Source organism: Aeromonas sp. S16(2024), from assembly GCF_041403065.1.
Lineage (GTDB): Bacteria > Pseudomonadota > Gammaproteobacteria > Enterobacterales > Aeromonadaceae > Aeromonas.
The window spans coordinates 12695-24633 of sequence record NZ_JBGLQX010000028.1 but is presented as its reverse complement, the minus strand read 5'-3'; the positions used below and the strand labels follow the sequence as shown (position 1 = coordinate 24633).

Genomic DNA, 11939 nt, shown 5'->3' with positions numbered 1-11939 from the left:
CTGACCTGGCCAGCTTATTTAGCCAAAGAGTCCGGCAGATTTTCGCGGATCTTGCCGAGCATCTCTTTCAGGACGCGCGGGTTGGCAACCACCATGTTGCCGGAGTTCTCGTAGTTGTGACCACCCACGAAGTCGGTGACGATGGCACCGGCTTCCTTGGCCAGCAGCTCACCGGCGGCCGTTTCCCAAGGCTTCAGGCCGATTTCCCAGAAACCGTCGATGCGACCAGCGGCCACATAGGCCAGATCCAGCGCGGGGCAGCCGGCGCGGCGGATATCGGCGCACTCGATGAACATGCTCTGGAACATCTTCAGGTACGGCTCGATGTGGTGCTTCTGCTTGAACGGGAAACCGGTGGCCAGTACTGTGCCAGCCATCTCTTTGGCCTTGCCGACACGGATGCGGTAGCCGTTCAGCTGGGCGCCGTTGCCACGGGTGCTGGTAAACAGCTCGTCACGAATGGGATCGTAAACGACGGCTTGTTCGGTCTTGCCCTTGACGCGCAGGGCGATGGAGACGGCAAAGTGCGGAATGCCCTTGACCAGGTTGGTCGTGCCATCCAGTGGGTCGATGATCCATTGGTAATCCGGATTGGTACCGGTAATCTCACCAGACTCTTCAGCCACGATGCTGTGTTCCGGGTAAGACTTCTTGATGGTGTGAATGATGGCCGCTTCGGCTTCACGGTCAACGTTGGTCACGAAGTCGTGGCTGCCTTTTTGGATAGCCTCGATGTTCTCGGGCTGGGAGAAGGCTTTTACTACAACTTGACCGGCGTTGCGCGCAGCGCGCACGGCGATATTCAGCATCGGATGCATAGGTTCACCACTGGATGTTAAAGAACGGGGGATAAAAGGACGCGGTATCTTACCAAGATATTCTGGAATAGCAACCATGGTACCCGCATTCGGTCAGGGCGAGTGCTGGCAGATCTGACGGCTCCAATAAAGACCCGTTATCGGCTAGTCTTAACGCGACAGCCGATTAACAGGCTGTGGTGAGCATAGGGACATGAGCCATGAATCTGTCATTAGTCAGTCAAAAACCGTCGGCAGCGACGACATTGGGTGTGCTGGCCGCACTGCGTGCCGCCAGCGTAGAGGGGGATTACTTCACCGAGGTGAGGGTGGCACAACCGGATAAGTGGCAACCCTCGAAGGAGGAGGCGGCCATCTTGCTGCTGGAAGAAGATGGTGCGGCATGGCCGGAGCCGGTCTGGCCCGCCGGCGGCACTACTCTGGGCTTGCCCGTGCTGCCCTTGCTGGTTCATCGACAATATGAGACGCCCCCCCAGGGGCCGGATGTCAGGGATCCGCGCTTCTACTTCGTCTCCAATGGCATAGTGCTGGACGAGGCGGAGCTGGCGGATCCCGCCTGCAGCCTGGTACTGCAGAGCAAGTTAGAGTCCTATTTCCCGCTCCTCTCCCGCCTCATCCTGCTGCGACAGCGTCAACCCGTGGTGCTGTGCAGCTAATCGATCCCCCCTCTATTCGGGCTGTTCAAGCGGCGCAATATTTGTCATAAGGGGCAGGGAAACATTTTACGCCAGTCGTTGGCATGAATGTTCCAACAGACCGATATTGTGCCGCTTGGCTTTTGCTCCTCATGGGAATGGGAAGCGGCCCGCAGTGTTTCCGACAACGGAGGCGAGATGAAGGTCTATGAGTTGAACCGTGCCTCCAACGCCCGCCGGGTCAGGATGTTTCTGGCGCAGAAGGGCATAGTGGGGGGAGGAGTGCAAGCAGCAGCCCTGGCCTGGTTTGCCAGGCTCGATGCCCGTCTTGCCGAGGTGCCCTATGTGGCAGGAGAGCGCTTCACCATCGCCGACATCCTGGCCCTGTGCACCATCGACTTTGGCAAGGTGGTCGGCCTTCGCATCGCCCCGCACCAGCATCATTTGCAGGCCTGGCATGAGCGGGTGAGCGCCCGCCCCAGTGCCCAGGCCTGATCATTACGTTTGAACGTCCAAGGAGTCCAAGATGATAGAGTTGTACACTGCCGCCACGCCCAATGGGTTCAAGGTGTCGATCGCCCTCGAGGAGCTGGGGTTGCCTTACAGGGTGATCCCGCTGGATTTCTCGACCATGGAGCAGAAGAAGCCCGAGTTTCTGGCCATCAACCCCAATGGCCGCATTCCGGCCATCGTCGATCGGGACAACGGTGACTTCGCCGTGTTCGAATCCGGCGCCATTCTTATCTATCTGGCGGAAAAAACCGGCAAGCTGCTGCCGCAAGATCCCAAGCGCCGCTCCCAGGCCATCCAGTGGCTGATGTTCCAGATGGGTGGCGTCGGCCCCATGATGGGGCAGGCCAACGTCTTCTACCGCTACTTCCCCGAGAAGATCCCGGCGGCCATCGAGCGCTACCAGAAGGAGGGGCGCCGTCTGTTCGAGGTACTCGACGGTCACCTGGCGCACCATGAGTACCTGGCCGACGAGTACAGCATCGCCGACATCGCCACCTGGCCCTGGGTGCGGATCCATGACTGGAGCGGCATCTCCATCGAGGGCCTGCCCCATCTGCAGGCCTGGATGGCGCGCATGGAGGCCAGACCCGCCTGCCAGAAGGGCATCACCATACCGCTGCGCAACGAGAGCCCCGAGGATCTGGTCAAGCGGGCACAGCAGATGGTGACCCGCTAGGATGATGACGATGGCCCGATGACGGGCCATCGCTTTTTATGATTGCAGCCCCATTGCCGCCCTTCACGCCTGCTGGACCGCTCATCTGTTCCCCCTTTCCCGCTGCAAATAAGCCATCTATCAAAAATGAAAAGTCATTCATCTCGATTAACTGTTATGTTATAACGCCAGCTCTTGGTTGGTAATCATTATCGTTTGGATGGAAAGGATGACAAAAATACACGCCCGTTGGGGATGGTGCGCCCTGGTGTTGATGACCGGAATGAATGTGGCTCACGGCAAGCCGCTGGCCATGGTGGGGCCCTGGGAGATCCACAGTGTCGACCCTGCCAGCAACGGGGTCTTCTTTACCCGCATGCAGGTGGCGGAGACCCTGGTCGAGGTCGACAGCCAGGGCAATCTGCAACCCGGGCTCGCCAGCCAGTGGTCTCATTCCGAGGATGGCCTGCAATGGCGATTCACCTTGCGCCCCGGGGCCCGCTTTCACGATGGCAGCGAGGTGAGCGCCGAGCAGGCCGCCTTTGCCCTGCAGCAGGCATGGCGCAAGCCCGGCGTCATGACCAGTGCCCCCATCGCGTCTATCGAGGCCCATGAGGGGGCCCTGCTGGTCACCCTCACCGGCCCCTTCGCGCCCCTGGCCGCCGTGCTGGCTCACCCCAGCACCCAGATCCTGGCGAAGGGGGCCTATGATGCCAAGGGGGAGGTGACCCAGGTCATCGGCTCAGGCCCCTATCGCATCACCCGGTTGCAGCAGCCCCAGCGGATAGAGACAGTGCGTTTCGATGGCTGGCAGGGCCCCCAGCCTGCCATCTCGCAGGTGAGCTACCTGACGGTGGGCCGCGCCGAGAGCCGTACCCTGATGGCCGAGAGCGGTCAGGCCGACATCGCCTGGGGGCTGGATCCGGTCAGCATCCGCCGCTTGCAGCAGGCGCCCCGGGTCTCCATCGTCTCCGTCACCCTGCCGCGCACCATACAGCTCAAGCTCAATGGGACCGATCCCCGTCTGAAGGATCCGGTAGTGCGCCGCGCCCTCAGCCTCGCCATCGATCGCCGTGGCATGGCGGCGGCCCTGCTGCGGGATCCCGAGATGGCGGCGACCCAGCTCTTCCCTCCCACCCTGGGGGAGTGGCATCAACCCGGGCTGACCCCGCTCGCCTATGACGTCAAGGCGGCTCAGGCGGCCTTGGCGGCGGCAGGCTGGCTGTTGGGGGCGGATGGCGTGCTGCACAAGGGGGAGGAGCGCTTCGCCCTGACCCTGCGCACCTTCCCGGATCGCCCGGAATTGCCCCTGCTGGCCACGGCACTGCAGGCGCAGTGGAAGGCGGTGGGGGTGGACCTCAAGGTGGCGGTGGGCAACTCGAGCGAGATCCCGGCCGGTCATCAGGATGGCTCGCTCCAGCTCGGCCTCTATGCCCGCAACTATGCCCTGGTGCCGGATCCCCTGGTCACCCTGCTGGGGGATCTGGCCCCCGCCGGTGCCGACTGGGGGGTGATGAACTGGCAATCCCAAGCCATGGAGCAAACACTGGCCCGCCTTGGCAAGGAGACCCTGCCCGCAGGGGAGGCCGCGGCACTGCGCCGTGACATCGCCACCACCCTGCAGCAGGAGTTGCCCCTCCTGCCCATCGCCTGGTATCGCCAGAGCGCGGCGGTCAGCCGTGAGCTGAAGGGCTTTGAGCTGGATCCCCAGGAGCGCAGCTACCGTCTGGACAAACTCACATGGAGTGCACAATGACAGCGGCGCCCTTCTCTGCCGTCATGGGAATACTGGGCCAGCGGCTGGTGCAGGCGCTGATGGTGGCCCTGCTGGTGGCCGGGCTCTGCTTTCTGATGGTGCAATCCCTGCCCGGGGACCTTGCCTTTCGCATCGCCGCGGGCCGCTACGGCTATGACTATGTCACCGCCGAGGCCGCCAACGCGGTGCGAAGCGAGCTGGGGCTGGCCGGCTCGGCCCTCTCCCGCTTCGGTGACTGGCTGGGGGCCCTGCTGCAGGGGGATCTTGGCAGCTCCCTGGTGACGGGCACGCCTGTGGCCAGCGAGGTGGGCCACCACCTGGGGGCCACCCTGTCCCTGGCGGTGGCCGCCGTGGCCCTGGCCCTGTTGCTGGCACTGCCGCTCGGCAGCCTGAGCGCCCTGCGTCCGGGGGGATGGTGCGATCGCCTGACCCTGGGCTGGAGCGTGCTGATGCGCGCGCTGCCTCCCTTCCTGCTCGGCCTGGTGCTCATGGTGCTGCTCTCGGTGGAGCTGGGCTGGGTCAGCGCCGCCGGCCACGGGGAGGGGAGCAACCTGCTGTTGCCCGCCCTCACCCTGGGGCTGGGGCTTTCGGGTGTGCTCTCCCGGGTGGTGCGCGAGAGCGTGCTCACCGTGGTGCAGTCCGGTTATTACCGCTTCGCCCTCACCAAGGGGCTCTCGCCCGCCCGGGTCTTCAGGCGTCACGGCCTGCGCAACACCGGGGTCAGCGTCATCGCCTACACAGGGGTTCAGCTGGTGCTGCTCATCGAAGGGGTGGTGGTGGTCGAGAGCCTGTTCGCCTGGCCCGGCATCGGCCATGCCCTGGTGCATGCCATCTTCTGGCGCGACATCCCCATGGTGCAGGGAACCGTGCTGGTGCTGGCGGCGCTCTTCGTGCTGCTCAATACCCTGACGGATCTGCTCTGCCTCGCCATCGATCCCCGCGGTCCCAAGGAGTCCTGATCATGTCTTTCTCTCTCAAGGCGGGAGCAAGCCTGCTCCTGCTGGTGGTGCTGTTCGCCCTGCTGGGCCCCGTGCTCTGGCCCGATCCCGCCGCCCAGGATCTGGTGCAGTTCCTGGCCGATCCCTCCTGGCAGGAGCCGCTCGGGCGGGATCAGATGGGCCGCAGCCTGATGGCGCGGCTTGCGGCAGCGACCCGGCTCTCCCTGCTGCTGGGGATGCTGTGCGTCCTGACGGCGGCCCTGCTGGGGTCGCTGCTGGGCTGGCTCTCAGCCTGGCGCGGCGGCTGGGTCGACGGCCTGCTGCGCAGCCTGGCCGACGGCGTGCTGGCCCTGCCGAGCCTGCTGCTGGTGCTGCTCTTCTCCGCCATGGCCCAGGGGGGCTTCGCCATCCTCTATCTCGGGTTGGCCATGGCCCAGTGGGTGGAGTACTACCGGGTGGTGCGGGCTCGCAGCCGGGCGCTGCTTGCCTCGCCCCAGGTGGAGGCGTCCCGGCTGCTGGGCTTTGGCAACGCCCAGATCCTGCGGCGCCACCTCTGGCCCGAGCTGGCTCCCCAGCTGCTGACCATGATGGCCTTTGGCCTCGCCGGGGCCATCCTGACCCTCTCGACCCTGGGCTTCGTCGGGGTGGGTATCCAGCCACCCACCCCTGAGCTCGGCCTGATGATGACGGAGGCGCTGCCCCACTATCAGGAGGCGCCCCGCCTGCTGCTGGCCCCCATACTGGTGATGGGAGTGATGCTGCTGGCCCTGGTGCTGCTCAATCAGAAGGGCACCCTTCATCCTGGATCCCCGCAAGGAGTCACCCCATGACGACCATTCATATCAAGGGCCTGCAGGTGGATGACGGTCGACAGACCCTGCTGCAGGCGCTGGATCTCACCCTCTACCCCGGCAGCGCCTTGACCCTGATAGGGGAGAGCGGCTCGGGCAAATCCCTGCTGGCCCATGCCCTGATGGGGACCCTGCCTGCCCCCCTGCGCGGCCGGGGTGAGATGGCGATGGACGGCCTGTGCCACAGCCTGGCGGACCCCTTGGCCCTGCGCGCCCTCTGGGGGCGGGAGCTGGCCATGCTGCCCCAGGAGCCGGTGCTGGCGCTGGACCCCACCATGGGGCTGCTGCCTCAGGTGGAGGAGGGCTGGCTGGCGGGCGGCAAGGAGGCGCGCTCGCGGGCGCGGGACGCCCTCGAGCGGCTCGGGCTTGCCGGGCGGGAGCGCCACTTCCCGCACCAGCTCTCCGGGGGCATGGCCCAACGCGCCGCCTTTGCCGCCGCCACCCTGGGGCAGGCGCGCCTGCTCATCGCCGACGAGCCCACCAAGGGGCTCGACCGCCGGGCCAGTGCCAGGCTGCAGACATTGCTGCAGGGCTATCTGACCGAGGGGCGCCACCTGCTGACCATCACCCATGATCTCTCCCTGGCCCGGGCGCTGGGGGGCTGGGTGCTGGTGGTCAAGGGGGGAGAGATAGTGGAGCAGGGGCCCGCCGAGCAGGTGCTGCAGGCGCCTTCCCATGCCTACACCCGCGCCCTGCTGGCGGCGGAGCCCTCGGCCTGGCCCGAGGCCGTGCATCCCCCGACCGGCGACTGGCTGCTCAGGGGGGAGGGGCTCGCCATGGGCTACGGGGATCAGACCCTGTTCGAGGGGCTCGACCTGCCACTGGCCCGGGGGGAGCGGCTCGCCATCATGGCGCCGAGCGGTGCGGGCAAGAGCACCCTCGGCAATGTGCTGCTGGGGTTGCAGCGCCCGCTGCGAGGGCGGGTGCTGCGCCAGGGGGGCATAGCCCCTTACCGCTGGCAGAAGCTCTATCAGGATCCGGTGCAGGCCTTCGCCAGCCGGGTGCGTCTCGCCACCCAGTTTGACGATCTGCTGCGCCTGCACAGGCTGCCCCGCCAGCCTCTCACCGACTATCTGGCGAGGCTAGGCCTCGATGAGAGCCTGTTGAGCCGGCTGCCGAGCCAGGTGTCGGGGGGAGAGCTGCAACGGCTATCCCTGATCCGGGCCCTGCTGCTGCGCCCCGTGCTGCTGTTTGCCGACGAGCCCACCTCCCGGCTCGATCCCCTTAGCCAGCAGCAGACCATCGCCTGCTTGCTGGGGAAGCTGGCGGAGATAGGCTGCGCCCTGCTGCTGGTGACCCATGACGAGGCGCTGGCGGGCAAGGTGGCCGGGCGCTGCCTGCGACTGGGTGCGGCTGGCACACCCGAGCAGGGGCTGGCGCCCGCCGGGTTGGGGCGGGTGGGCTAAGGGGAGCGGGGCGCCTGGACACAGGCGCCCCGCTCCCGTTCGATGTCAGTTCGACGGGGCCGCTGGCCCCGTCACATTAGAAAAACTTGGGAAAGCAGATTATAAAGATTCGTTCGTTTTTTGTGACATGAATCACTAAGATCACCGCAAGCCAAAGAGCGTCCTGCTCCTGGCCGGTGCGGGTCCTCCGCCTTGCGTTTCACCTTTGATTGACCCTGTTTATTGGATCCCCTCTGCGGTTCTCTGCCAGAGGCGGGCAGCTTTTCGATGATTTTTCGGGACTGAGATATGTATCGGCACAGTTTTTATCCGCTGTTTTTCCTGACCATTCTGATGGTCGCCGTGGGCCAGATGACCCAGACCCTCTATGTGCCCTCCATTCCCATGATGGCGGGGGACTTTCATGTGGCCTCCGGCCAGTTGCAGGCGGTGATGGCCTGCTACCTGATCCCGTACGGCCTCTCCCAGTTCGTCTACGGTCCGCTGTCTGATCGCATCGGCCGCCGCCCTGTGCTGCTCATCGGCATGATGGTGTTTCTGGTGGGCACCCTGACCATTCAGCTGATCCCGCACTTTGCCGCCCTGCTGGCCGGCAGCTTCATCCAGGGGTTAGGCACGGGAGCCGGTGGCGCCATGAGCAGGACCGTGATGCGGGATCGCTACAGCGGCGCCGAGCTCAACCGCGCCAACAGCCTGGTGAGCATGGGGGTGATCTTCTCCCCCCTGCTGGCACCCGTGCTGGGGGGCTGGCTGACCGAGCTGTTCAACTGGCGCGCTGGCTACTGGTTCCTGTTCGGCTTCGGCGCCCTGACCACCCTGGCCCTGCTGGCCTGGTTTGGCGAGACCCTGCCGGCGAGCGCCCGTCAGCAGCCACTGCGGGTCGGCGCCGCCTACCGCCACGTGCTCGGCAACCCGCGCTTTCAGGGCAACCTGCTCTGCCTGATGGCGACCTTCGCGGGACTCGCGGTATTCGAGGCGGCGGCCGGGGTGCTGCTCGGCGACGTGCTCAAGCTGAGCGCCCGCACAGTGAGCGTGCTGTTCGTGCTGCCGCTGCCCGGCTACCTGTTCGGCGCCTGGCTCTCCGCCCGCTTGAGCTTCCGGCTGAGTCAGGGCAAGCTGATGCGCCTTGGCATCGCCTTCCTGGGGCTGGGGGCCCTCATCATACTGGTGCCTGGCCTGTTCGGGGTGGTGAGTGCGGCCTCCCTGGTCGGGGGCGCGGCTGTCTACTTTATCGGCAGCGGCATCCTCTACCCGACCGCCACCTCCTGCGCCATCGAGCCCTTCCCGGGTCAGGCGGGCACCGCCGGGGCCATCCTGGGGGGCATGCAGAACCTGGGGGCCGGTATCGTGACCTTGCTGGCCGCCAGCTTCCCGATGGAAGGGCAGCTGACTCTGGGGGCCATCATGGTGGTGATGGTGCTGATCGTGGCCCTGAGCTTCCTCTGGCTGCGCCACCATGGCTCCCCCCACGAGCAGATGGCCGTCTGAGGCAGCCAACTCAGGTGAAGAGCCCGCCCTCGTCGGCGGGCTTTTTACTGAACCTGGTTCATGGACGATGGGCTGCAGGGCAGTGTGCAGAAAAAGAAAGAGCCCGTCATATCAATGACGGGCTCTTGTGCTAGGTACCCCGGAGATGCCGTTGCCGGTTTGGGCCCTTGAACCGTGAGTTCAAGGCGGAGCTCTAAACTGGCCGCAGGCTTCTCGGTCGGGCCGAGCATGCGCAATAGTCAGAAGATAGAACTCCTGTTGGGTATGATTATCGGCTCGGGGACTTGAACCGGCTGACGCACACCCCAGGGAATTTTAAAACGGGTCGCGGTTAGGGCTTAAGGCCCTCATCGCTGGAATCACCATATTGTCCGTGCTCGATCAAGGCCGCTTCTATGGTGCGCTGCAGCATCTTGATCCGCTTGTCCATGGTCTCAGAGTATTGGTGGTTCTTCTCTTTTTCAAGGCAGAGCTCATGACAGAAATTGAGCGCCGCCATGATGGCAAGCTGTTCATTGCTGGAGACCTTGGAGCGTTGACGCAGCTCGATAAGCTTGTCACTCAGCTGGTCGGCGGCCTGGCGCAGGGCATCCTGTTGTCCCAAGGGACAGGATACCTTGTAGGGACGTCCCAAAATGACGATTTCTACGGCCTCTATGCTCATGCCTTCCTCAATACGGCGGGGCTGATTCCCGTCTTTATCCACGTGGACAACTGGGCGGGACTATATAGCGCAGATGCAGAAGTTTCAAGGCCTTGCTGGCTCTGGGAGGGGGAGAATGCTAGGATCTCGGCCATAATTTTTGCATATTTGCCTGAACTTTGAGCGGATCTTCGATGAGCAAAACGAACCCCCTGAAATACGCGGCCGTGGCCGACCTGATGGAGCAGCACGAGCTGATGGCGACGGCTGTCGAGGCCCATGGCGTGATCTGCGGCCTGGTGTGCGGTGGCGTGGTACTGGATGACAAGAGCTGGCTGCCCCCTTTCAACGATCTGATCAACGATGGTTTCGGTCTGCCGGCGCCGGTGCGCCAGGTGATGACCGATCTCTATCAGGGGGTCATCGAGAGCCTGATGGCGCAAAAAGGGGTCGAGCTGCTGCTGCCAAGCGACGAGGCTCCCCTCGACGAGCGCATCGATGCCCTGGTGGACTGGTCCCAGGCCTTCCTGGCCGGTTTCGGCGTGGTGCAGCAGGAGCTCTCCAAGGCTTCCGAGGAGCTGCAGGAGATGATCCAGGACATTGCCAGCATCACCCAGGTCTCTGCGGAGTTTGATCAGGAGGATGACGAGAACGAAGCCTCCTTCCTGGTGCTCTACGAACACGTGCGCCTCGGGGTCATGATGGCGTTCGAGGAGTTTGGCAAGCGCCCGGATACCCCGAGCACCCCGCCGACCCTGCACTGAATCCCGCAAGAGTCCCCACTCGGACATATAAGAGAGCGCCTGATGGCGCTCTTTTGACGTGACGGCTCTGCCAGGGGGGAGGGGGCGCTCGGCGCTCTCTTGCATGCCAACTGACGGTGGCAAATCGGTTTTTTGCCCGTGGCCTCGCATCCCCCATCCCGCCTTTGTGATAGCATTGGCCCACGTTTTTAGCCTATGCCCTCTTCTCATGTCTCATTCTGATCCGGTTCACGTCGACGTGGCTATCGTCGGCGGTGGTATGAGCGGCGCCGTGCTGGCCCTCTCCCTCGCCGCCCTGAAAGGGCCGAGCGGTACTCCCCTGCAGATCCTGCTGCTGGAGGCGAGCGCCCCCGAACTCAATGCCCATCCCGGCTTCGATGCCCGTGCCATCGCGCTCTCTGCGGGCACCTGCGAGGCGCTGGCCCGTCACGGGCTCTGGTCCCGTCTTGCCCCTCACTGCGCCCCCATCACCCATATCCATGTTTCGGATCGGGGTCACTGTGGCCAGACCCGGCTCACGGCGGCGCAGTTTGGTCTGCCCGCCCTCGGCCAGGTGATCGAACTCTCCGCCGCCGGCATCGAGCTGCAGCAGGGAATGGACGCCACCGCGAACATCAGGCTGTGCTGTCCGGCCCAGCTCTCCACCATAGCGCCGCAGGAGGAGGGGGTGACGCTGACCCTCGCCAGTGGCGAGCGCTATCAGACCCGGCTGCTGGTGGCGGCCGATGGGGGCAACTCCTTCGTGCGCCAGCACTTCAAGCTGCCGGTCAGTCGCCATGACTATGAGCAGAGCGCCATCATCGCCACGGTCAAGACCGCCGAGGATCCCGCCGGTCGGGCCTTCGAGCGCTTCACCGAAGGGGGGCCGCTGGCGCTGCTGCCCATGCAGGAGGGGCTCTCCTCCCTGGTGTGGAGCGTCCCGCGGGACGAGGCGCAGGCCCTGATGGCGCTGGATGATGCCGCCTTCCTGGCCCGCCTGCAGCAGGCCTTTGGCTGGCGGCTCGGGCGCTTCGTGCGCACAGGGGCGCGCCATCTCTACCCCCTGGTACTGACGGTGGCCGACTATCCCCTGGCCCAGCGCACCGTGCTGGTGGGCAATGCCGCCCATCTGCTGCACCCCATCGCCGGCCAGGGCTTCAACCTCGGCATGCGCGACCTGGACCTGCTCACCCAGGCGGTGGCCCGGGCCCTCGCGGCCGGGGAGGACATCGGCAGTTTCGAGGTGCTGAGCGCTTACTGGCAGCGGCGCAAGGGGGATCAGGAGCAGACCATCTGGCTCACCTCCTCCCTGGCCCAGCTCTTCTCCAACGGCCATGCCCCCCTGGTGGCCGGCCGCAATCTGGCACTCTCCCTGATGGAGCGACTGCCCTGGCTGCAGGCACCGCTTGCCTCCCGTACCCTGGGGTTTGTCGCCGATCTGTGCCGAAAATGAGGTGTGCCCAGAAGAGGCCGCAGCGGACAACTTGATGCGG

The 11939-nt window shown here is 64.9% G+C and carries 12 protein-coding genes and 1 other RNA gene; 10 read left to right on the top strand and 3 right to left on the bottom strand.

Annotated elements, in window-relative coordinates; translation table 11 throughout:
• Positions 1-14: 14 nt before the first annotated feature.
• On the bottom strand, positions 15-818 hold the full coding sequence (gene suhB / locus ACB030_RS17615) for an inositol-1-monophosphatase (RefSeq protein ID WP_234567271.1): 804 nt from the start codon (positions 816-818) through the stop codon (positions 15-17).
• 200 nt (positions 819-1018) lie between these two features.
• Here suhB and ACB030_RS17610 point away from each other — a divergent pair, with 200 nt between their 5' ends.
• The 8 genes from ACB030_RS17610 to emrD all read left to right on the top strand — a co-directional run bounded on the left by ACB030_RS17610 (position 1019) and on the right by emrD (position 9060).
• The gene (locus ACB030_RS17610; RefSeq protein ID WP_371161587.1) at positions 1019-1474 is read left to right on the top strand and encodes a hypothetical protein; all 456 of its coding nucleotides are present in this window, start codon (positions 1019-1021) and stop codon (positions 1472-1474) included.
• Positions 1475-1651: 177 nt separating this feature from the next.
• On the top strand, positions 1652-1948 hold the full coding sequence (locus tag ACB030_RS17605; protein ID WP_371161585.1) for a glutathione binding-like protein: 297 nt from the start codon (positions 1652-1654) through the stop codon (positions 1946-1948).
• A 31-nt stretch (positions 1949-1979) separates the two neighbouring features.
• Entirely contained in the window at positions 1980-2642 is a 663-nt protein-coding gene (locus tag ACB030_RS17600) for a glutathione S-transferase family protein (protein ID WP_371161583.1), read from the top strand.
• A gap of 208 nt (positions 2643-2850) precedes the next feature.
• Entirely contained in the window at positions 2851-4377 is a 1527-nt protein-coding gene (locus ACB030_RS17595; protein ID WP_371161581.1) for an ABC transporter substrate-binding protein, read from the top strand.
• The gene (locus ACB030_RS17590) at positions 4374-5336 is read left to right on the top strand and encodes an ABC transporter permease (protein ID WP_371161579.1); all 963 of its coding nucleotides are present in this window, start codon (positions 4374-4376) and stop codon (positions 5334-5336) included. The genes ACB030_RS17595 and ACB030_RS17590 overlap by 4 nt, the downstream gene beginning before the upstream one ends.
• Positions 5337-5338: 2 nt before the next feature.
• Entirely contained in the window at positions 5339-6145 is an 807-nt protein-coding gene (locus ACB030_RS17585; RefSeq protein WP_371161577.1) for an ABC transporter permease, read from the top strand.
• On the top strand, positions 6142-7572 hold the full coding sequence (locus tag ACB030_RS17580) for an ABC transporter ATP-binding protein (protein WP_371161575.1): 1431 nt from the start codon (positions 6142-6144) through the stop codon (positions 7570-7572). The genes ACB030_RS17585 and ACB030_RS17580 overlap by 4 nt, the downstream gene beginning before the upstream one ends.
• A gap of 288 nt (positions 7573-7860) precedes the next feature.
• A complete protein-coding gene (gene emrD / locus ACB030_RS17575; protein WP_371161573.1) occupies positions 7861-9060 on the top strand; it encodes a multidrug efflux MFS transporter EmrD in 1200 nt (399 codons plus the stop codon).
• A 132-nt stretch (positions 9061-9192) separates the two neighbouring features.
• Here the strand turns inward: emrD and ssrS are convergent.
• Together ssrS and zapA are read right to left on the bottom strand one after the other, a co-directional pair.
• Positions 9193-9375, bottom strand: a non-coding RNA gene (ssrS, locus tag ACB030_RS17570) — 6S RNA.
• A 16-nt stretch (positions 9376-9391) separates the two neighbouring features.
• The gene (gene zapA, locus ACB030_RS17565; protein ID WP_139434231.1) at positions 9392-9724 is read right to left on the bottom strand and encodes a cell division protein ZapA; all 333 of its coding nucleotides are present in this window, start codon (positions 9722-9724) and stop codon (positions 9392-9394) included.
• A gap of 173 nt (positions 9725-9897) precedes the next feature.
• Between zapA and ACB030_RS17560 the strand changes: the two genes are divergently transcribed.
• Both ACB030_RS17560 and ubiH read left to right on the top strand, forming a co-directional pair.
• Positions 9898-10467 (top strand): UPF0149 family protein, encoded by a 570-nt coding sequence (locus ACB030_RS17560; protein ID WP_139434232.1) that lies wholly within the window; start codon positions 9898-9900, stop codon positions 10465-10467.
• A gap of 208 nt (positions 10468-10675) precedes the next feature.
• Positions 10676-11899: a 2-octaprenyl-6-methoxyphenyl hydroxylase gene (gene ubiH, locus ACB030_RS17555; RefSeq protein WP_371161570.1), complete on the top strand. Its 1224-nt coding sequence runs from the start codon at positions 10676-10678 to the stop codon at positions 11897-11899.
• The last annotated feature ends 40 nt before the right edge of the window (positions 11900-11939 follow it).

Bases quoted from the DNA above. Each gene is read 5' to 3' on its own strand.
- ubiH (WP_371161570.1), top strand. From the start codon at position 10,676: ATGTCTCATTCTGATCCGGTTCACGTCGACGTGGCTATCGTCGGCGGT.
- ACB030_RS17590 (WP_371161579.1), top strand. From the start codon at position 4,374: ATGACAGCGGCGCCCTTCTCTGCCGTCATGGGAATACTGGGCCAGCGG.
- ACB030_RS17610 (WP_371161587.1), top strand. From the start codon at position 1,019: ATGAATCTGTCATTAGTCAGTCAAAAACCGTCGGCAGCGACGACATTG.
- emrD (WP_371161573.1), top strand. From the start codon at position 7,861: ATGTATCGGCACAGTTTTTATCCGCTGTTTTTCCTGACCATTCTGATG.
- ACB030_RS17585 (WP_371161577.1), top strand. From the start codon at position 5,339: ATGTCTTTCTCTCTCAAGGCGGGAGCAAGCCTGCTCCTGCTGGTGGTG.
- suhB (WP_234567271.1), bottom strand. From the start codon at position 818: ATGCATCCGATGCTGAATATCGCCGTGCGCGCTGCGCGCAACGCCGGT.
- ACB030_RS17595 (WP_371161581.1), top strand. From the start codon at position 2,851: ATGACAAAAATACACGCCCGTTGGGGATGGTGCGCCCTGGTGTTGATG.
- ACB030_RS17605 (WP_371161585.1), top strand. From the start codon at position 1,652: ATGAAGGTCTATGAGTTGAACCGTGCCTCCAACGCCCGCCGGGTCAGG.
- ACB030_RS17560 (WP_139434232.1), top strand. From the start codon at position 9,898: ATGAGCAAAACGAACCCCCTGAAATACGCGGCCGTGGCCGACCTGATG.
- ACB030_RS17600 (WP_371161583.1), top strand. From the start codon at position 1,980: ATGATAGAGTTGTACACTGCCGCCACGCCCAATGGGTTCAAGGTGTCG.
- zapA (WP_139434231.1), bottom strand. From the start codon at position 9,724: ATGAGCATAGAGGCCGTAGAAATCGTCATTTTGGGACGTCCCTACAAG.
- ACB030_RS17580 (WP_371161575.1), top strand. From the start codon at position 6,142: ATGACGACCATTCATATCAAGGGCCTGCAGGTGGATGACGGTCGACAG.